Origin of the sequence: Bacillus sp. RE35 (assembly GCF_052146655.1) — a bacterium.
GTDB classification, from domain to species: domain Bacteria; phylum Bacillota; class Bacilli; order Bacillales; family Bacillaceae_G; genus Bacillus_A; species Bacillus_A cereus.
This window is the reverse complement of the sequence record NZ_CP197377.1, coordinates 5,002,102-5,023,194: the sequence shown is the minus strand read 5'-3', so window position 1 is coordinate 5,023,194 and position 21,093 is coordinate 5,002,102. Positions and strand designations below refer to the sequence as shown.

The following is a 21,093-nucleotide window of genomic DNA, read 5'->3' as shown; positions in this document are numbered from 1 at the left end:
AGGATAAAAAGATTATTTTATTGAAATAATAGTCTTTTAAATTCAGAAAATAAAAACTTTTTATATTAGGTCAAGGTTTTTGACGTAATTTTCATTTGGAAATGCAGTCATATCAAGGTTGTAAGCGTATAACATAGGCTGTTTTTGCTGTCAAGTTGATAAATTGCAGCTTTTTACAATTTATACTATGATAAAGATATTAACAGAAGATCGTATAAACATGAGGGATGATGAACATGAAATTTACAAAGATTCTTGTCCAAATTGCTGCTCTTTACGTGTTTTATATGGTTGGAACTTGGGTGCAAGAAATGTTAAATATTCCGATTCCAGGAAGTTTGATTGGAATGTTCCTCTTACTTGTTTTACTTAGCCTAAAAGTTCTTCCAGTGAAATGGTTCGATTTAGGAGCAGAAACACTCGTTGCTATTATGCCGTTTTTATTAATTCCGCCAACGCTTGGCCTAATGAATTACGGTGCTTTTTTTATGAGTAAAGGAATTTCTCTTTTCATTACAGTTGTAGCGAGTACGTTTTTAATTATTATTGTCGCAGGACATACAGGACAATATCTTGCGAATAGGAAGGAAAGAGAGTCGCGATGAGCCAAATATTAATCGGAATCGGTTGGGTTCTTTTTACGGTGCTATTATATCAATTATCTAAAAAAATCTATAAATTATTTCCAACACCATTCACCATTCCAATGCTTGTAGCAACAGGATTAATGGCTTTCCTATTTATCGTGCTTGATATACCATATCAACATTATATGGAAAGTGGTGGTGGCTGGATTGCAAAGCTACTTGGACCTGGTGTTGTAGCATTTGCAATTCCTCTTTATAAACAACGCCATGTTCTGCAAAAATATGTTGTACCGATTGCTGGTGGCGTATTAGTAGGTACAACAGTTGCAATCGCTAGTGATTTTGCGATTGCTTCACTTATGGGAACGGATAAAAGCTTAATCTTATCGTCTTTACCAAAATCGGTGACAATGCCAGTTGCGATGAGTGTTTCAGAGCAAGTCGGTGGTGTACCTTCCTTAACAGCAGCTTTCGTTGTTATTGCAGGTATTACTGGAACGATTACAGGACCCCTTTTATTAAAATGGAGTCGTGTTACAAACTCAGTTGGTAAAGGTATCGGATTTGGATGTGCTTCTCATATTATGGGTGTTATGAGAGCGATGAAAAATAACGAACATGAAGGTGTTATTGGATCGGTAACAATGACATTAACAGCAATTTTGACATGTTTACTTGGACCGTTATTTGCGATGATGTTTATGTAATAGAAGAAAAGCGAGAGCGCCTCTATAGCTCTCGCTTTTCTATAGAATTTATGCTACAGTTACAATAACTGAATCTTTGTAGGAGGTACGCCAAGTGCATACGTTATTATCAGTTTTACTTATTATTGTATCGATTTTAATGATTGTTATGGTACTTATGCAATCTAGTAATAGCTCAGGCCTTTCAGGTGCAATTTCAGGCGGTGCGGAGCAATTATTTGGTAAGCAAAAGGCACGTGGAATTGAAGCGGTATTAAACCGTATTACAATTGTTTTAGCTGTATTGTTCTTTATATTAACAATTGGTGTTACGTACTTCAATTTATAGAATTGAAAGAAGAAGCGTTAGTGAATGGTACTAATGGTTCTTCTTTTTTTGTTTTGCTATTTGAAAGATGTTTCTAATTAGATTATAGAAATACAAATATGGTACACTAGATATAGAAAGAATACGACTAGATTACAGAAGAGAAAGAGGAGAAATACATGATGAAATTAGCATCTCCGAAACCATTTACATTTGAGGGTGGAGACCGCGCTGTTTTATTACTACATGGATTCACAGGGAACTCAGCTGATGTACGTATGTTAGGGCGTTTCTTAGAAAAGAAGGGCTATACTTGTCATGCGCCAATTTATAAAGGGCACGGTGTACCACCAGAAGAGCTTGTTCATACAGGGCCTACAGATTGGTGGCAAGATGTAACGGAGGCATATCAGCTTTTAAAAGATAAAGGTTTTGAGAAAATTGCTGTTGTTGGATTGTCACTTGGCGGCGTATTTTCTTTAAAATTAGGTTATACAGTACCGGTTTTAGGTGTAGTACCAATGTGTGCACCGATGTATATTAAGAGCGAAGAAACGATGTACCAAGGTATATTGGCATATGCCCGCGAATATAAAAAACGTGAGCAAAAATCACCTGAACAAATTGAACAAGAAATGTTGGAATTCCAAAAGACACCGATGAATACATTAAAAGCATTACAACAATTAATTGCTGACGTACGTAACAATGTGGATATGATTTATGCACCAACATTTGTTGTACAAGCACGTCATGACGAAATGATTAATACAGATAGTGCTAACATTATTTATAACGGTGTAGAATCTACGTTAAAAGACATTAAATGGTATGAAGACTCTACGCATGTCATTACACTTGATAAACAACGTGACGAGCTACATGAGGATGTATATAACTTCTTGGAGCAACTAGATTGGTAAGATCTAGTTGCCTCTTTTTTTCATAAGGAATTTTTTGTGAAAACTGTAAAAATCATAAGGGGAGTATTGAAGTTTCACTTTATACATCCCCTATCTTTCGGATACACTAAATAATATAAGGTTTTAAAGGAGGTATTTTTGCTTGGAAGAAATCATACAAGAACATATTGATAAGTTGTTATTATTTATGAGAGAAGAAGCGTATAAACCGCTAACGATACAAGAGTTAGAAGAGGCATTTGGGATTGAAGGTTCTGAGGGCTTTAAAGATTTCGTAAAGGCACTTGTAACGATGGAAGAAAAGGGACTTGTTATTCGTACTCGTAGCAACCGTTACGGTCTTCCTGAAAAGATGAATTTAATACGCGGTAAGTTAATTGGACATGCACGTGGTTTTGCATTCGTTGTACCAGATGAGAAGAAAACGGGAGACGATGACCTTTTCATACCGCCTACAGAATTAAACGGTGCGCTTCATGGCGATACAGTATTAGCACGCCTTAGTTCCCAATCGAGTGGTTCGCGTCAAGAAGGTTCAATTGTACGCATTTTAGAACGCGGAACGAAAGAGTTAGTTGGTACATATACAGAATCGAAAAACTTTGGATTTGTTATACCTGATAATAAGCGCTGGACGAGTGATATCTTTATCTTGAAAAGCGCATCAATGGGTGCTGTAGAAGGTCATAAAGTAGTTGTGAAAATTACGAGCTATCCAGAGAATCGTTTAAGCGCAGAAGGTGAAGTTATTCAAATTCTAGGTCATAAAAATGATCCAGGAGTAGATATTTTATCTGTCATTCATAAACATCATTTACCTTTAGCGTTCCCTGAGGAAGTGATGGAGCATGCAAACAGTGTACCAGAAACGATTTCAGAAGAAGATTTAAAAGATCGCCGCGACCTGCGTGATCAAATGATCGTAACGATTGATGGTGCAGATGCGAAAGACTTAGATGATGCTGTTACAGTAACGAAGCTTGAAAATGGTAACTACAAGCTTGGCGTTCACATTGCGGACGTAAGTCATTACGTTCAAGAAGGTTCTCCAATTGATGTTGAAGCAGCGGAAAGAGCGACGAGTGTGTATCTTGTTGACCGTGTAATTCCGATGATTCCACATCGTCTATCTAACGGTATTTGTTCATTAAATCCGAAAGTAGACCGTCTGACATTATCTTGTGAAATGGAAATCAACAACTTAGGTGATGTTGTTAAACACGAGATTTTCCAAAGTGTAATTAAAACGACAGAGCGTATGACGTATGCTGACGTAAGAAGCATTTTGGAAGATGAGGACGAAGAGTTAATTAAGCGTTATGAGCCATTAGTACCGATGTTTAAAGAGATGGGCCAATTGGCACAAATTTTACGTGAAAAACGTATGCGCCGTGGTGCAATTGACTTTGACTTTAAAGAGGCGAAAGTATTAGTGGATGAAGAAGGAAAACCGACAGACGTTGTCATGCGCGATCGTTCTGTATCAGAGAAGTTAATTGAAGAATTTATGCTTGTTGCGAATGAAACAGTAGCAGAGCACTTCCACTGGATGAACGTACCATTCATGTACCGTGTCCATGAAGATCCGAAAGAAGATAAGCTTGAGCGTTTCTTCGAGTTTGTAACGAACTTCGGATATGCAGTAAAAGGACGTGCGAATGAAGTGCATCCTCGCGCGCTACAACAAATTCTTGAAATGGTTCAAGGACAGCCAGAAGAAGTAGTTATTTCAACAGTTATGCTTCGTTCTATGAAGCAAGCTCGTTACGATGCGGATAGTTTAGGACATTTCGGTTTATCAACTGAGTTCTACACACACTTCACATCACCAATTCGTCGTTACCCAGATACAATCGTTCATAGATTAATTCGTGAATACATTATTAACGGTAAAGTCGACAACGAAACGCAAGCAAAATGGCGTGAAAAATTACCTGAGATTGCAGAGCATTCTTCTAATATGGAACGTCGTGCTGTTGAAGCAGAGCGTGAAACAGATGAGATGAAAAAAGCAGAGTATATGGTTGATAAGATCGGTGAAGAGTATGACGGTATGATTAGCTCTGTAACAAACTTCGGTTTATTCGTAGAGCTTCCAAATACAATTGAAGGTCTTGTACACGTTAGTTATTTAACGGATGATTACTACCGTTATGACGAGCAACATTTCGCTATGATCGGAGAACGTACAGGAAACGTATTCCGCATCGGTGACGAAATTACAATTCGCGTTATTAACGTAAACAAAGACGAGCGTGCAATCGACTTTGAAATCGTTGGCATGAAAGGCACACCTCGCCGTAAGTTCAAAGATCGTCCAGTCGTTATCGAGCAGCCAAGAACAGGCAGAAAGAAACGCGGTGGACGTAGCGAGCGCAGTAATGAGCGCGGCGGTGAACGTGGCACAGGTAGAAAATTTGACCGTGGTGGTAAAGGAAAAGGAAGAGGATCTGCATCTGCATCCGCTTCTGCTAGCCAGCCGGGAAAAAAAGATGGTAACGGTAAGAAGAAAAAAGCATTCTTCGAAAACGTACCAGGATTCAAGAAGAAAAAGAAAAAGCGTAAGTAAGAAAAGAGTGGCTTCGCTTTGATGAAAAGCGGGGCCGTTTTCTTTTTTCTTCGTGGCTTGAGAGCGAGCCACTTTCGCTTTTTATCGGAATCCAGCTACAGTGGCTAGAATGTTCGGCGGCTTCACTTCTTCCCGAGAGGCAAAGAGCGCCTCAAGGTCAGAAGCTCCATCCATCTCACATTCTGAGCGAGCCACTTTCGCTTTTTATTAACATTTGTTACAATAGTAAAAATAGAGGAGGGACGTTATATGCCAAAGGGTACAGGTAAGGTTATTGCACAGAACAAAAAAGCATTTCATGATTATTTCATCGAAGAAACATACGAAGCAGGGCTTGTCCTTCAAGGAACGGAAATTAAGTCGATTCGCGCTGGACGCGTAAACTTGAAAGATGCGTTTGCACGTGTACATAATGGTGAAGTATGGGTTCATAATATGCACATTAATACGTACGAACAAGGGAATCGTTTCAACCATGATCCACTTCGTACGAGAAAATTACTTCTGCATAAAAAAGAAATTGATAAACTAGCGGGCGCTGCGAAAGAAACAGGTTACGCATTAGTTCCACTTAGAATTTATTTGAAAAATGGATTTGCAAAGATGGCACTTGGTTTAGCAAAAGGTAAGAAGCAATACGATAAACGTCACGATTTAAAAGAGAAAGAAGCTAAACGTGAAATTGCACGCGCGTTCCGTGATCGCCAAAAGATGTAATACAGATATTTACATTTGTAAAATGGAGCGCGTATGTTATAATAATTTATGTAAGGTTGTTGCACATTGAAAAACAGCTCTTAGTAGCTATCACGATATTTTCTTCGTATGCTCCATTTTTATCATGGGGACGTTACGGATTCGACAGGGATAGTTCGAGCTTAGGTTGCGAGTCGAGGGGATCGGCCTCGTTAAAACGTCAAAGCCTATAATTGGCAAACAAAACAATCTTTCTTTAGCTGCTTAATTGCACTAAAGGTTCCTCCCTCCATCGTCCATGTGGTAGGGTAAGGGACTCAAACTAAGTGGACTACGCCGGAGTTCGCCGTCTGAGGACAAAGGAAGAGAACAACCAGACTAGCAACTTGGAAGCCTGTCGATAGGCCGAAGAGTTCGCGAAATGCTAATATATCGACTACACTCGTAGAAGCTTAAGTGCCGATATTTTTGGACGTGGGTTCGACTCCCACCGTCTCCACCAATACATATTTGGTGGTTTTTTTATTTTATATATAACAAGAAGCATAAGGCGGCCGTTTTGGCCAACTTATGCTTCTTTTAGTTTACGGCCAACTTATGCTTCCAATATAAAAAAATGGGTTAATAAGTCAGCTCTTTAGTTCATATAAGGGTCCCGCCAACCAAATGACATACAAAAAACGCCATCCTTTCCTGTGATTCTACAGAAAGAATAGCGTATTTTTTCATTTTTGGGGGTATTTTATTTTGTTAACTTGATAGCGATGTGGTGCTACCCCTAAGTATGAAAAATTTATTTTGGAAGCCTGATTTTATTCTCTAATCCTATAACCCGCATTGGTCCTTGTAAGGTTAGTTTAGTTAACAAAGCGGCCATAAAAGCAGGACTATATTTCATACCATTTTCTAGCCAAGTACTAATGACACCTATATGTGCTGAAGTAATATAGCTAGTAAAAATCTCCTTTGGAATACCTAATTCTTCATCAGATTCTACAATAGAAGATAATAAATCACCATATACTTTTTCTTGAACAATTTGTAACATACGACGTCGGAATTCTGGTAACCCTCTATCCCCTAACATCACTTTAAAAAAATCATGATTTTCGGCTATATATTCAAAAAGCCTTAAAAAAGAAAGTGGTGGATTATGTTCATTAACTTCTTGGATTGTTCCATTTATTTCTTTAGGTTTTACTCGTTCTATTAATTCTTCTAACGTCTCATCCATACTTTTCAAAAGAAAATCCTGCTTATCTTGGTAATGTAAATAAAACGTGCCACGAGTAAGCTCCGCTTTATCTGTAATATTTTGAACAGAAATCGTATTCAAATCTCTTTCTTCCAGAAGCTCAATAAGAGCATCCCTTAAATACCTAGTAGTTCTCTTTACACGAGGATCAATTTTTTTATTTTTAGACATAGTTCCTTCTCCTTGTCTATAATTTCAAATCTTTTGGACGATATGTATCGAATTGTCTTTTATAAGACATTATAGAGTTTTTTGCACATTGACCAAAATCCATAACTTGATAAAATTATTATATACAAAGCGTTCATTAATTGACAATGAGTAAACTAATGAACATATTGTATAAAATACAACATGAAGGGAACGATTTATTATGAAAGCATCACGTCTTATTGATGTTCACCATCACATTATTCCAGAGGAATACAGTTCAACTCTTGAATATTTTGGAGTTGCAAAATCAGGAGGCATGCCTATCAAAAAATGGACTCCTGAAGATAGCATTGCAATGATGGACCGTTTAGGAATTGAAGTTGGTATCGGTTCTATTTCCGAACCTGGTCTAATTCCTGTTGCAAATCCTGATTTAGCAAAAAAACTTGCTCGCAGTATTAATGAATTCCAAGCAGAAATGATTGCTAAATATCCAAAACGTTTTGGAGGCTTCGCATTTTTACCACTTCCACACGTTGAAGAATCAATTGAAGAGTTAAAATATGCCTTAGATGAACTTAAACTAGACGGCGTTGGTTTATTATCTAACTATAATGGTCATTTTCTAGGTGACCCAATCTTTGACGAATTAATGGATGAATTAAACAAACGTAATGCAGTAGTATTTATTCACCCTAGTGCACCAGTTGAAGCAAGCCCACGCGCAAGATTCTTAACAGCGGACTTCATGGCAGAGTTTACATTCAATACAACTCGTGCGGCTGCTAACCTTGTGTTAAGTGGTACAATCGAACGTTGTCCAAATATTAAATTTATCCTTGCTCATGCAGGTGGTACACTTCCATATTTAAAATGGAGAATCGGACAATCTTACCGTTCAGCTAAAGTTTGGATGAATGATCCATTAGTATCTGAAAGATGGACAACACTAACAAAAGACCCTGAAGAATATATCAGCAATTTCTATTTTGAAACAGCAATTTCTACTCAACCAGCAACTTTTGAAGCTTTAAAAGATACAACTGATTCATCACACATTTTATTTGGTAGTGATGCACACTATGCTCCTGAAGACTGGACAAAAGAAATGATTGAAAGAATTTCTAATTATCCAAACTTCGATGATAAAACTATCGAAGACATTTCAAGAAATAATGCTCTTAAACTCTTCCCACGCTTTAAATAATGGTTTAAATACGGGTTTAAATAAAGACAAAAGGTACAGATAAAAATAAACGCTAGTCATAATGAATGGACACCCCGACGAATGTCGCAGGCATTTTAAAAAGCTCAATTTGAACATCACTGTTTGAATTGGGCTTTTACTGTTTATTAATTTGTATAACTTTGGAGCGAATGAAAATAAATCATGAAACAAAGAAAAAACCTGTTATTATTGCATTACTCATTGCAACAGGAATGTTATCTGGTAAAAAAGAAAAACATTTTTTTGCACAGTAGACAAGTTGAAGCAGAAAATTAAGCTAACTTTGTAGAATAACCTAACTACGTTTAGGTTCTAGATGAAAAATTATAAAGAAAAACACGGAGGTGCTCTTATGAGTATACGAAATAAACGATTCGCTTATGGAAAAAATCAGTTGCAGTTTGGGGATCTGCGTCTCCCAGAAGGAAAGGGGCCTTATCCAGTTGCAATTGTTCTGCACGGTGGATTTTGGAAAAATATTTGGGGCTTAGATATGATGGAACCTGTAGCAAAAGATTTGGCGTCAAGGGGTATAGCGACTTGGAACATTGAATTTCGTCGTGTTGGCGATGAAGGCGGAGGATGGCCAGGCACTTTAATTGATGCTGCAAATGCGACCGACTATTTACAACAAATAGCGGAAGAAAATCATCTTGATTTAGGCCGGGTTATTGCTATTGGGCATTCTGCAGGAGGTCATTTGGCTTTATGGTTAGCGGGTCGTAAGAAACTACCGGAAAATAGTGTTTTAAGAATTACTGATCAACCGCTTTCTCTTAAGGGAGCAATAAGCTTAGCAGGAGTTAACGATCTTGCACTAATGGATGATGTCCATCATTTACGTCTATCAGAATTCGGTAAAGAAAATAACCATCCTGTAACTGATTTGTTAGGCGGGACACCGAAAGAGGTTCCAGAGCGTTATGAGGAGGCTTCTCCAATTCAATTATTGCCCCTTCAGGTTCCACAAGTTCTTATTCACGGATCACTCGATATTAATGTGCCAATCGGAATTAGTTATAACTACAAGCGTGTAGCAGATGCTTCTGGGGATCAAGTGAAAATGGTGGAAATACCATCCGCAGAGCACTCTAAAGTGATCGATCCCAATGTGGAAGAATGGTCGTATATCGTCACAGAAGTTATCAACTTATTAGATATGGGGCAATAACACCTAGCCATCAATATAAGTTTGTATGAGCTTAATTTCATAAAGCAGCTTTAGTATTATAAACTTATTTTTAAAGCTTGATTTGTTGTCCTTCCATGCCCATCAAGCTGAAACTTTAATTTGCTGTTTTGTGAATTTTGCTGTCAGCTTATGGGTTAATAATTAATTTACGGCCAATTTATGCTTCCAATTCTGTTGAATAATTAGATAACCATCTACAAAAATAAGTGTTTTCTGGCCAACTTATAGGTAAAGTGACATTGTATGATATGAAACATAATTTTCCGGTTTGGTGAGGTTATGGTTCTTTTTGTTTTGTAATTTTATAAAATGTTTAAGTTGATGGAGCGTTACCCCTGAAATAGAAAATGAAGAAATGGGTATTGATGATAAGCAAGTAGATACTATAGATACTCGTAAACGAGCGATTGGTGATTATTTATTTTTATTACACTTTATTCAAATGTTTATATATTTTGTCTTTTTATCCATACCTATTGTAAGATTATATAGAGTTCTCCTAATAAGCTGTTTTAATGGATTATTTAGGGGTTTTAAATTTATAAATCTTAAATTGTTTTTTTCGGGATAATTTTTTATCTAAATAAGTTATATTGAAGTAGAGGTGAACCATCGGTGAAGCAGGTGTTGGTGATTAAAAATGAACGGTCTTCAGCAAAGAAAATCGTAAGCGGTCTAACGCAAGAAGGCTATTTCATTTTAAAACTTCACAATGAAAACGAAGGTTTAAATATAATATATGAACAAGATTGGGATATTATCATATTGGATTGGGATTCATTAAGTATACCGGGACCAGAAATTTGTAGACAAATACGACTTGTTAAAACGACACCGATTATTATTGTGACCGACAATATTTCTAGTAAGGATTGCGTAGCAGGGTTACAAGCAGGAGCAGATGATTATATAAGAAAACCATTTGCGAAAGAAGAATTAGTAGCAAGGGTTCAAGCGATTTTAAGGAGAAGTGATTGTAACCAGCAAAAGGAGATAAACTTTTTTCAGTTTAAAGATCTCTTTGTTGATGCATCTAGCAATATTGTGAAAAAAGGTGGCGAAAACCTCTCGCTTACTAAGCGGGAGTACGATTTACTTGTATTTTTAATCAAGAATAAAAACACAATATTGAGCCGTGAAATGCTTTTGAATCAAGTATGGGGATATAATGTAGTAGTAAATCCAAATGTAGTAGACTTATATATTGGGTATGTAAGAAAAAAGTTAAAGTGCGAGAAGAAAGACAGATATATTCAAACGATACATGGTAGAGGCTATTCAATGATTGAATGATAAAATAAGGTAATAGAAAAAAGAGTAAAACTGTTTCATTCAGTTTTACTCTTTTTTCTATTAAACCTAATAATCAAATAGTTTCTTAGAAGTATTAAAAGACGTAAAAAAATGGATTATAAAAATATTAGCTATTAATGGGCGTGTTTTGTAGAGGAAATTATGGCTAATCAATACGCCCGACTGCACATATTACTTTCTATGCCTGATTTTATGAATTCGCACCATTCACAAGATTTTCACAGGATTAATGACTATACTAATTAACAGGATGTTCAAATGAAAATGATTATCAATAGCGATTCAATTGAATAAAAGTTACCTTCTAATTCAATCTATGGATGTCATCATTTTCGAAATAAATTACACTATAAGGAGTATACATATGAAAAAATCTATGCTTTTAAAATTAGTGAGTATTCTAGCAATTTTTACTTTAATGTTAGTGGCTTGCTCAGATTCAAGTAAAGAAACTTCGAAGGCTAATAATAAAGATAATGGTAGTGATAAGTCAAAAACGGTTGAAATCACTGATGCTCATGGAACTGTTAAAGTCCCTGTAAACCCAAAGAATGTAGTTGCTTTGGATAACAGAACGTTTGAAACTTTATCTGATTGGGGAATTAAATTAGCGGCTGCTCCAAAGGATATCATGCCTGCTGATTCAGCATATAAAAAGGATGAAAAAGTTCAAAATATTGGGAATCACCGTGAACCAAATCTTGAAATTATTGCAGCGGCAAACCCTGACCTTGTAATCGTTGGTCAAAGATTTGCTGACCATTACGAAGAAATCAAAAAATTAGTACCAAATGCAGCAGTTATTGATCTTAATTTTGATGTTTCTGAGAAAGCTACTAAGCCTGGCGAAAACTTAGTAAAAGGACTTAAAGATTCTACAATTACTTTAGGAAAAATCTTTAATAAAGATAAAGAAGCTAAACAATTAGTAGCTGATTTTGATAAATCTATTGAAAAAGCAAAATCTGCTTATAACGGAAAAGATAAAGTTATGAGTGTTATCGTTACTGGTGGTAATATTGGTTTTGCTGCTCCACATTCTGGTCGTGTTTGGGGACCAATGTATGAAATTTTCGGTTGGACTCCAGCGTTAGAAGTTTCAAATTCTACTGCAGGTCATAAAGGTGATGACGTTTCTGTTGAAGCTATTGCACAAACAAATCCTGATTGGATTTTCGTATTAGATCGTGATGCTGCAACATCTGATGCAGCTAAGTCAACACCTGCTAAGGATGTTATTTCTAAATCACCTGCTCTTCAAAACACAACTGCTGTTTCTAAAAAACAAGTTATTTATGCACCAGAAGATACTTACACAAATGAATCAATTCAAACTTATATAGAGTTATTTGGAAATATGGCAAAAACTTTAGCTAAGTAGTGTAAAGGGGTACGAAACAGTGTCAAAAAATATGATTTCTAGGGTTGAGAATATTTCTCAACCCCAGTTTTATAATCAAAATAAAATATGGACAAAACCTTTTATAATAGCAGTTATAGTTGTTATAATTTTAGGGATTATATCACTGTTTACTGGAGTTTATGATATACGTGGACAAGAGGACGGGACAGAGATGTTTTTCATAACTCGTGTTCCGAGAACAGCTGCATTAATGCTTACTGGAGCTGCGATGGCGATGGCAGGGCTCGTAATGCAACTCATTACACAGAATCGCTTTGTTGAACCTACTACAACGGGGACTATTGAATGGTCAGGCTTAGGCCTGCTTTTTGTGTATTTATTATTTCCTGCCCCGACTTTAGTTCAAAGAATGACTGGTGCAATCATTTTTTCTTTTATAGGAACTATGATTTTCTTTCTATTTTTAAGAAGAGTTAAGCTTCGTTCGTCTTTAATTGTTCCGATTATTGGATTGATGCTTGGAGCAGTAATTTCTGCAGTGTCTACTTTTTTAGGACTCCTTTTTCAAAAGACGCAAAGTATTGAAACTTGGTTTGTAGGTTCATTTGCTAACATTCAGGTGGGAAGATATGAATATTTATGGCTGATTGTTATCATTACTTTTCTTATTTTTATGTATGCTAATAGATTGACTTTAGCTGGACTAGGAGAAGATGTCGCAACAAGTCTTGGAGTTAATTACAATAGAATTGTTCTTTTTGGGACTGCTCTTATCTCTGTTGCAGTTGGAATTGTTGCAGCTGTTATCGGACACTTACCTTTCTTAGGATTAATTGTGCCAAATATCGTTTCAATGTTTAGAGGTGATGATCTTAGGAGTAATTTACCTTGGGTTTGTGTGATCGGAATGGGATCAATAACTGCCTGTGACATCATTTCTCGAACAATTATACAGCCTTTTGAATTACCTGTTTCTTTAATACTTGCAACAGTGGGAGCAGTCGTGTTTATTACTATTTTATTGAGACAAAGAAAACCAAGGAGGCTACGATGATCACATTAGAATATAGAAAAAAAGAAAATGTCGAAATCGATTCTAGCCTTCATAATGAAAGTAGATCAGCTAGCGCTTTTCGGTCTAAGAAGGAAGCAAGACGTTATTGGATTTTACTGATAACATTGATTGCTTTAGGTCTTCTTTCTTCATATGGACTTTTAGTTTATAACAATCCAGTTCCGATAGATTCACCTTCTTTTATCCCAGTCGTTAAGAGAAGGATAGTAGCTATTGTTGCAATGATTATTGCTGCGGTTTGCCATAGCTTGTCGACAGTTGCTTTCCAATCTATTACGAATAATAAAATTATTACTCCATCGCTTTTAGGTTTCGAATCACTTTATTCAGCAATTCAAACGAGTACAGTATTCTTCTTTGGTGCTAGTGCGTTAATAAATTTTAATGGAATTGGATCATTTTTATTCCAAGTTGTTGTTATGGTCTTCATGAGTTTGATACTTTATGGATGGTTACTTTCCGGTAAATACGGGAATTTACAACTTATGCTTTTAGTTGGAATTATTATTGGTACCGGGCTAAATTCAGTGTCAACTTTCATGAGAAAACTACTTGCGCCTTCAGAATTTGATATTTTACAAGCAAGATTATTTGGTTCTGTTAATCATGCAGATCCTGCATATTTTCCTATTGTAATTCCTATGATCATAATTGTAGCGGTATTAATTTTTGCTCATTCTAAGAATTTGAATGTTTTATCACTAGGAAAAGATGTTGCTACTTCTTTTGGAGTTAAATACCAACCTAGTGTAATTTATACGCTTGTATTAGTAGCTATTTTAATGTCCATTTCAACAGCTCTAATTGGGCCACTTACTTTCTACGGCTTTTTAGTGGCAACTTTGAGTTATCAGGCAGCGTCAACTTATGATCATAGATATATTTTTCCGATGGCTTTTGCTATAGGATTTTTAATAATGACGAGCGCATACTTTTTAATGTATCATGTATTCCATGCTCAAGGTGTAGTTTCAGTTATTATTGAATTATTTGGTGGAATCATATTCTTAACTATAGTTTTAAGGAAGAGGGCTTTATGATAAAAATTGATAATGTTAAAAAGTTCTATACTGATAAGGTAAAAATAGGACCTTTGGATATTGAAATACCAAAAGCAGGCTTTACTTCTTTAATTGGACCAAATGGTGCTGGAAAGTCAACGACACTTTTGATGATTGGCAGACTTTTAGATATGGATGAAGGCCAAATTCAGGTAGCAAATATGGATGTTTCTGAATCCAAATCAAAAGACTTAGCAAAAGTTTTGACTATATTGCGACAAGAAAATCATTTTGTAACTAGGCTTACAGTTAGACAATTAGTTGGATTTGGGCGCTTTCCTTATTCAAAGGGAAGGTTGACTAAAGAAGATGAGGTTATCATTTCTAAATATATCGATTTCTTAGATTTAACTAGTTTAGAGAATAGATATTTAGATGAGCTTTCTGGTGGTCAAAGACAAAGGGCATATGTAGCGATGGTACTGTGCCAAGAGACGGAATATGTACTTTTGGACGAACCTTTGAACAACCTTGATGTTGCTCGTTCTGTTCAAATGATGGAGCATTTAAGACGTGCAGCTAATGAATTTGGAAGAACAATTTTGACGGTTATGCATGACATAAATTTTGCAGCTAAATACTCGGATAAAATTTGTGCTATGAAAGATGGACAAATTGCTGCTTTTGGAACAGTAGAAGAGGTTATGGACTCAACACTTTTGACAGATATTTTTGAAACAAAAATAGAAATTATTAATGGTCCTTATGGGCCAATAGCAGTTTATTAGTTATAAAATGTCTTGCGTAGATTATGCAAGACACTCTAGTTGAAGTTGCTGTCTGTATTTTATAGGCAGCAGCTTTTTTATGTGATTACTCATAAAATGCAAAAGAATGCTTCACCTTTTCAAGTATGTACCAAGTGGAAAAAATATCTCTGTATAATTTTTTAAAAGAATTCAGCTTGTTTTTTTATATGTAATATTGCATATCAGAGTGTATTGATAAAAGTGTAAGGGGTCACTATAATGAGGGCATAAAGATAAATCATATTTTCGTAGCAATAAAAAGGAGGAAATAATATGGAAATCGCAATGGCAGTTTTAAAATTTGTAGGTGGCGTAATCCCGTTAATTCAAGAACTTTTAAAAGCATTTATGTAAATTTATTAGTTAGCAATCATTTATCAATCATTATCATATTTTACTAAAAAAAGAACGGGGTGATTTTTCTGAATATTAAGAAAAACACTAAAAGAAGAAAGTTCCTTGCATGTTTATTAGTTAGTCTATGCACTATTAATTATTCATCTATTTCCTTCGCAGAAACACAAGCAAGTAATGCAACTGATGTAACCAAAAATGCTAGTGGCATTGATACTGGTATAGCAAATCTTAAATATAATAATCAAGAGGTTTTAGCTGTAAATGGTGATAAAGTAGAGAGTTTTGTTCCGAAAGAAAGTATCAATTCAAATGGTAAATTTGTAGTAGTAGAACGCGAAAAAAAATCACTTACAACGTCACCAGTCGATATTTCAATTATTGATTCTGTAGTGAATCGCACGTATCCAGGAGCTGTACAACTTGCAAATAAAGCTTTTGCAGACAATCAACCGAGTTTATTAGTGGCTAAGAGAAAGCCTTTGAATATTAGTATAGACTTACCGGGCATGAGAAAAGAAAATACAATCACTGTCCAAAATCCGACATATGGTAATGTAGCTGGAGCAGTAGACGATTTAGTATCTACTTGGAATGAAAAGTATTCTACAACACATACGTTGCCTGCAAGAATGCAGTATACGGAATCCATGGTTTATAGTAAATCGCAAATCGCAAGCGCTCTTAATGTTAACGCTAAATATCTTGATAACAGTCTAAACATTGATTTTAATGCGGTTGCAAATGGAGAGAAAAAAGTGATGGTAGCGGCGTATAAGCAAATATTTTATACGGTAAGTGCTGAACTACCTAACAATCCATCCGACCTTTTTGATAATAGCGTTACTTTTGATGAGTTAACTCGAAAAGGCGTAAGTAATTCGGCTCCACCTGTTATGGTTTCAAATGTAGCTTATGGTAGAACGATTTATGTAAAATTAGAAACAACATCTAAGAGCAAAGATGTACAAGCTGCTTTTAAAGCTTTACTTAAGGATAACAGTGTTGAAACAAGTGGACAGTATAAAGATATTTTTGAAGAAAGTACCTTTACTGCTGTAGTATTAGGCGGAGATGCGAAAGAGCATAACAAGGTTGTTACTAAAGATTTCAATGAAATCCGAAATATTATTAAAGATAATGCTGAATTAAGTCTTAAAAATCCAGCATACCCAATTTCATATACAAGTACTTTCTTAAAAGATAATGCAACTGCTGCTGTTCATAACAATACAGATTATATTGAGACGACAACTACAGAATATTCAAGTGCTAAAATGACACTTGATCATTACGGTGCTTACGTTGCTCAATTTGATGTATCTTGGGATGAATTCACATTTGATCAAAAGGGTAACGAAGTACTAACACATAAAACATGGGATGGTAGTGGAAAAGACAAAACGGCTCATTACTCTACAGTTATCCCTCTTCCACCGAACTCAAAAAATATAAAAATTGTAGCAAGAGAATGTACAGGTCTTGCATGGGAATGGTGGAGAACAATTATTAATGAACAAAACGTTCCATTAACAAATGAAATAAAAGTTTCAATTGGAGGAACAACATTATATCCAACAGCTAGTATTAGTCATTAAGTATAAAAAAAGCGCCCTATAAGTAGGGCGCTTTTTTACTTAGTCACAAATTTTATTCCTCTATTTGCCGGGCAGCCCGATTGATGAGGGCTGATTAATAATGTAATTCCTAATATAGTTAATCGGCGTTGATTTACTTCTTCACGTAAAATGGATTGAAATGAAATTCCTATTACTTGGACAAGTGTTGCTAAAAGTGTGGCAATTGGAGGAATAAAACTTTATGTTCCTTTGTTTTGGGCCAACTTAAGAAACTTTTGTAAAATGATAGGATTACAAAAATGTAATGTGGGTGTAAGGAAACTGGATTGTACCATCTGTATGGTTAAAGCATACTTAAGGTAAGGAAGATTTATATTTTAACGGGTATAAATCTTACAAGTAGAATAGAAAGGTTAGGTATTATCATATGAAATGGATCATGAGAATTTTTGTGTTATTAGCTATAGTAGGAGGTGCTTTCTACTATATGAAGTCAGGGAATGGATACTATTTGACTAAACAATATTATGTAAAAGTAACGACTGATTCTAAAGTAGAAAACGAAAAATTGAGTAATGGAGAAGTTCTTACGTATCATGTTTACGATGAGAAGGTGTACGATAAAAAAGGGGAAGAAAGAGAACTGAAAATTTCCTTGCAAAATGAATTGGAAAAAAATCAATATTATTTGATTGATTGGGAAGATCGCCGTGGGATTGTTTCTAAAATAGCTAAAGTGAATCAAGCAAAAATAGATAAAGGTATTTTAGATAAGTTGAACGCAAATTCATAATATTTCAGGATAAGTTAATCAAAAGCTGTGTTGGCGTAAGATTTATAAGAAAAAGGTATTGTAGCAAAAATAAAAGAGATTATTATAAAACAAAAAAGACCGAACCGTCTGGTTCTGTCTTTTTTTAGGAATGAAGAATGAATTTTACAAATGATGTGCACAAAGCTGGATTGCTACAATTGGGATGACATGTATGAATAGTGGACTGTAACACTTATGTAGATGGTTTGCAGAGATATAAAATCAATATAGAAGAGGAGTATTATTCTAGATGACTTATGTAACTACAATTTTATCAATAGCGGGTATCGTTATCATGTCTTTAGCGAGGATTAATTTTAAAATAAGGGCGTTTGCTAATAAACCAGCTTGGGGTGGCTTCACTCTTCCCTTAATTCTAATTGGATTTATTTTATTTTGTATCGGTATGTTTTTAGGTTTTGTAAATCATCAACTATAAGGTGGAAATATTGTGAAGACGAAAAGCTACATGTTTTTCGTCTTTTCGTTCTCTTGCTTAATAAGAAAGATCCTGCAACTCAGTACAGGATCTTTAATCAAACGTATTTAAAAACTAAATTGTGGCTTCATATCACCTTTATAAGGTTCATGTTCAACGAATATAGTTATATCCTTACCAGCTTGGTCTTTACCAGTTCTTTTATACGTAAATTTATTCTTATTTAGTTCAGTAAGTTCAAGAGCAGCACCGTATTTGTTATTTCCAATTGAAACATGGGCTCTTATTTTATTTTCGTGTACAACATCGAAGTAGCCATAATCACCGCGGCTTTGACCTGTTTCGCTATTGAAAAACTCATATTTATTAGATTTGTCATCAAATTTTGCTAAACTTATAAAATTCGAATTAAACTGTGTTACATCGTTACCAGCTTCATCTAATACCTTTGTTCCATGCCAAAGGGTACTGCCTAAAATTTTATCTCCATCAACGTTTTTAACAATATCTCCTGTAGTCGTGTTCAGCTGCTTGTCCGGATCAGTGAAAGAAAGTTCTTTTTCTTTATATGGGACATGTTCAACGAAAACTTCTACATCTTTACCGTTAGCGTCTTTCCCCATTCGTTTATAAGTAAATACATTTTTATTTAGTTTTGTCATGTCAACGACAGCTTGATACTTCATTGATTCTGAAATTAATATTCTCTTCTTCCCATCATTTGTGACAAAGAAAGTGCCTTTATCACCACGACTTGCACCTGTTTTAGCATCAAAAAATTCATATCTGCCGGACTTCGCATCATATTTTGCAAGACCAATGAAGTTTGCATTCTCTTTTGTTAAGTCATTCTTATCTTTGTCATACACTCGTGTACCTTGCCAATTTGTCTCGCTAAGAATATTAGCCATTTTTTGCCCTTTAGTTAATTTATTTTCCTTTTTTGTTTCTTTAGCAACTTGTTCTTGTTTTTGTTTCCCATGATTTTCTTCAGCTTTAGTACCAGCACACCCTGTTAATGCTAATGTGAATCCGAGCAGTACGGATGATAGTGCTTTTGCTTTTTTGTTCATGTTTTATCGTCTCCTTATTTTATGATTTCAAGTAGTACGGTTAGCGATTATAGTAGCAGTGCGTCATATATGAACTTAGTTGCTACGTTTCTTATGTTAATCCCCGACTATAAACTGCCTCTAAATAAAACATTAAAAAAAGATAAACTAATTCCTAAAAAATGTTCATATTTATAAAAAGTCGCTAGCTTGCTGTAGTGCCTACGAGTAATCCAAAAAATACATTGTAAAGAAGAAGGAAAGCCGCTAATAATAATGTAATTGCTAATTGTAGCTATGCGGAAGTAATAACGTTGTGAAACGATTTGGGGGTATATAGTTTCAGTGTGAAAAAAGTGAAAGTTGCTATAAGTACAAATGGATTTTGTGGACTTCACGGCAAAGTTATAGATAGAGTGGCATTGCAGGGTTAAAAACCATAACTTTGCTGGAGGAGCGGGTTATGGTTTTTTTATGAGAAAATACGATTTTAAGTTTTTGCTGAAGGTGTTTTTCTAGGATATGCTGTGAGTGATTGGAGTGAGGTAGTGTCAGATATTGTCGACCAATCGATATATTGGAAAAATCGTTGATATATTGTGAGTTGTGATAGATATATTGGAAAAATCGTTGATATATTGTGAGTTATGATAGATATATTGAAAAAATCGTTGATATATTTGTAAAGGGGTGTTTGAGGTGATTGTGAAAGAAAGAAAAATGCCGATTTATATAAGACAGTTAGAAGCACTGCTTAGAAGGTTACCTGTACATCATCCAAAACGAAATTTAATTGGAGAAAACTTGGCAAAACACATGGCGGGGTATAAAGGGGAGCAAGCAATTGATTATCCACTTAGTTTTATTTCTGAGAAAGAGTATAGTGTTTTACATGATGTTCGCTTATCTAATCATGATCAATACTTTCAAATTGATACTATTATCATTTCCACAAAGTTTCTTCTTTTTCTTGAGATAAAAAATATAGCAGGTACATTAATGTTTGATGCAAAGTTTAATCAACTTATCCGAATAACAGAAGGAAATTCAGAGGGATTTCCAGATCCGGTTTTACAAATAAAAAGGCAAGAAATACAATTAAAGAAATGGTTAAGCTTACATGGATTTTCCTCTAGTCTTCCAATCGAGTCCCTCGTTGTTATTAGCTCGCCTCGTACCATTATAAAATCTTCAGATGACAATCTTCTTCATACAATTATTCATAGTGCAAATTTACCTCATAAAATAAAGTGGTTTGAAAGTAAATATAAGAGAAAAGTTATAGATAATGTAGATAGGCTCATTCATCAAATAATAATGGAGCATTCTCCACTTCAACAAAATATACTTGAGCAATATAAAATAGAAAAAGAGGAGTTGTTAAATGGAGTACAATGTGAGAAATGCTTAGTTATTCCAATGGTTAAAGTGAAGAAGGGCTGGCGTTGTACAAGTTGTAAAGATTTTTCAAAAGTGGCACATGAGGATGCTATACGAGATTATGCATTGCTCATTAGTACGACATGTACGAACGGTAATTTGAAAGAGTTTCTCCATGTTTCGTCGGGTATGGTTGTAAACAGAATTCTCCACACACTAAATCTCCCCTACACTGGCAACAACAAAGGACGAATATATGATTTAACTTCTTTCCAATCGTAATTTTGCTATAATA

The 21,093-nt window shown here is 35.2% G+C and carries 19 protein-coding genes and 1 other RNA gene; 18 read left to right on the top strand and 2 right to left on the bottom strand.

The genetic code is table 11. From position 1 onward, the window contains the following. The first annotated feature begins 236 nt into the window (after positions 1 to 236). The 7 genes from ACTL4X_RS25785 (at position 237) to ssrA (ending at position 6,291) form a co-directional block, all read left to right on the top strand. A complete protein-coding gene (locus tag ACTL4X_RS25785; protein ID WP_000673222.1) occupies positions 237 to 605 on the top strand; it encodes a CidA/LrgA family holin-like protein in 369 nt (122 codons plus the stop codon). After that, positions 602 to 1,294 (top strand): LrgB family protein, encoded by a 693-nt coding sequence (locus ACTL4X_RS25780; protein WP_000078304.1) that lies wholly within the window; start codon positions 602 to 604, stop codon positions 1,292 to 1,294. Before ACTL4X_RS25785 ends, ACTL4X_RS25780 begins: the two co-directional genes overlap by 4 nt. A 94-nt stretch (positions 1,295 to 1,388) precedes the next feature. Then, a complete protein-coding gene (gene secG / locus ACTL4X_RS25775) occupies positions 1,389 to 1,622 on the top strand; it encodes a preprotein translocase subunit SecG (RefSeq protein WP_151639570.1) in 234 nt (77 codons plus the stop codon). 161 nt (positions 1,623 to 1,783) lie between these two features. After that, complete coding sequence (gene estA / locus ACTL4X_RS25770) at positions 1,784 to 2,524, top strand: carboxylesterase (RefSeq protein ID WP_000761986.1); 741 nt, start codon at positions 1,784 to 1,786, stop codon at positions 2,522 to 2,524. Positions 2,525 to 2,666: 142 nt separating this feature from the next. After that, positions 2,667 to 5,093 carry a ribonuclease R gene (rnr, locus tag ACTL4X_RS25765; RefSeq protein ID WP_000391077.1) on the top strand — a complete coding sequence of 809 codons (2,427 nt, stop codon included), beginning with the start codon at positions 2,667 to 2,669 and terminating at the stop codon, positions 5,091 to 5,093. A 249-nt stretch (positions 5,094 to 5,342) separates the two neighbouring features. Continuing rightward, positions 5,343 to 5,810: an SsrA-binding protein gene (gene smpB, locus ACTL4X_RS25760; RefSeq protein WP_001123919.1), complete on the top strand. Its 468-nt coding sequence runs from the start codon at positions 5,343 to 5,345 to the stop codon at positions 5,808 to 5,810. Positions 5,811 to 5,936: 126 nt separating this feature from the next. Continuing rightward, positions 5,937 to 6,291: a transfer-messenger RNA gene (gene ssrA, locus ACTL4X_RS25755) on the top strand. A 291-nt stretch (positions 6,292 to 6,582) separates the two neighbouring features. Here the strand turns inward: ssrA and ACTL4X_RS25750 are convergent. Continuing rightward, a complete protein-coding gene (locus ACTL4X_RS25750; RefSeq protein WP_000041936.1) occupies positions 6,583 to 7,215 on the bottom strand; it encodes a TetR/AcrR family transcriptional regulator in 633 nt (210 codons plus the stop codon). 199 nt (positions 7,216 to 7,414) lie between these two features. Between ACTL4X_RS25750 and ACTL4X_RS25745 the strand changes: the two genes are divergently transcribed. From ACTL4X_RS25745 to ACTL4X_RS25700, 10 genes are all read left to right on the top strand, one after another. Further along, positions 7,415 to 8,404, top strand: a complete 990-nt coding sequence (locus tag ACTL4X_RS25745) for an amidohydrolase family protein (protein ID WP_033689835.1) — start codon at positions 7,415 to 7,417, stop codon at positions 8,402 to 8,404. A 373-nt stretch (positions 8,405 to 8,777) separates the two neighbouring features. Further along, the gene (locus ACTL4X_RS25740) at positions 8,778 to 9,596 is read left to right on the top strand and encodes an alpha/beta hydrolase family protein (RefSeq protein WP_000027824.1); all 819 of its coding nucleotides are present in this window, start codon (positions 8,778 to 8,780) and stop codon (positions 9,594 to 9,596) included. 636 nt (positions 9,597 to 10,232) lie between these two features. Beyond that, entirely contained in the window at positions 10,233 to 10,910 is a 678-nt protein-coding gene (locus ACTL4X_RS25735; protein WP_074553716.1) for a response regulator transcription factor, read from the top strand. Between the two features lie 385 nt (positions 10,911 to 11,295). Then, entirely contained in the window at positions 11,296 to 12,312 is a 1,017-nt protein-coding gene (locus ACTL4X_RS25730; RefSeq protein WP_074555606.1) for a siderophore ABC transporter substrate-binding protein, read from the top strand. Positions 12,313 to 12,331: 19 nt separating this feature from the next. Next, the gene (locus ACTL4X_RS25725; protein WP_000042077.1) at positions 12,332 to 13,348 is read left to right on the top strand and encodes an ABC transporter permease; all 1,017 of its coding nucleotides are present in this window, start codon (positions 12,332 to 12,334) and stop codon (positions 13,346 to 13,348) included. Continuing rightward, positions 13,345 to 14,409, top strand: coding sequence for an iron chelate uptake ABC transporter family permease subunit (locus tag ACTL4X_RS25720; RefSeq protein WP_000631245.1), 1,065 nt, complete (start codon positions 13,345 to 13,347; stop codon positions 14,407 to 14,409). Before ACTL4X_RS25725 ends, ACTL4X_RS25720 begins: the two co-directional genes overlap by 4 nt. After that, positions 14,406 to 15,158 carry an iron ABC transporter ATP-binding protein gene (locus ACTL4X_RS25715; RefSeq protein ID WP_000590071.1) on the top strand — a complete coding sequence of 251 codons (753 nt, stop codon included), beginning with the start codon at positions 14,406 to 14,408 and terminating at the stop codon, positions 15,156 to 15,158. Before ACTL4X_RS25720 ends, ACTL4X_RS25715 begins: the two co-directional genes overlap by 4 nt. A 434-nt stretch (positions 15,159 to 15,592) precedes the next feature. Next, entirely contained in the window at positions 15,593 to 17,131 is a 1,539-nt protein-coding gene (gene alo / locus ACTL4X_RS25710; protein ID WP_000576727.1) for an anthrolysin O/cereolysin O family cholesterol-dependent cytolysin Alo, read from the top strand. 409 nt (positions 17,132 to 17,540) lie between these two features. Next, the gene (locus tag ACTL4X_RS25705; RefSeq protein WP_002164645.1) at positions 17,541 to 17,906 is read left to right on the top strand and encodes a YxeA family protein; all 366 of its coding nucleotides are present in this window, start codon (positions 17,541 to 17,543) and stop codon (positions 17,904 to 17,906) included. A 271-nt stretch (positions 17,907 to 18,177) separates the two neighbouring features. Next, a complete protein-coding gene (locus tag ACTL4X_RS25700; protein ID WP_000222858.1) occupies positions 18,178 to 18,366 on the top strand; it encodes a hypothetical protein in 189 nt (62 codons plus the stop codon). A 107-nt stretch (positions 18,367 to 18,473) separates the two neighbouring features. Here the strand turns inward: ACTL4X_RS25700 and ACTL4X_RS25695 are convergent, their stop codons facing one another. Continuing rightward, a complete protein-coding gene (locus ACTL4X_RS25695; protein ID WP_001034145.1) occupies positions 18,474 to 19,439 on the bottom strand; it encodes a DUF4822 domain-containing protein in 966 nt (321 codons plus the stop codon). A 684-nt stretch (positions 19,440 to 20,123) separates the two neighbouring features. Between ACTL4X_RS25695 and ACTL4X_RS25690 the strand changes: the two genes are divergently transcribed. After that, positions 20,124 to 21,080, top strand: coding sequence for a nuclease-related domain-containing protein (locus ACTL4X_RS25690; RefSeq protein ID WP_078386336.1), 957 nt, complete (start codon positions 20,124 to 20,126; stop codon positions 21,078 to 21,080). Positions 21,081 to 21,093 lie beyond the last annotated feature (13 nt).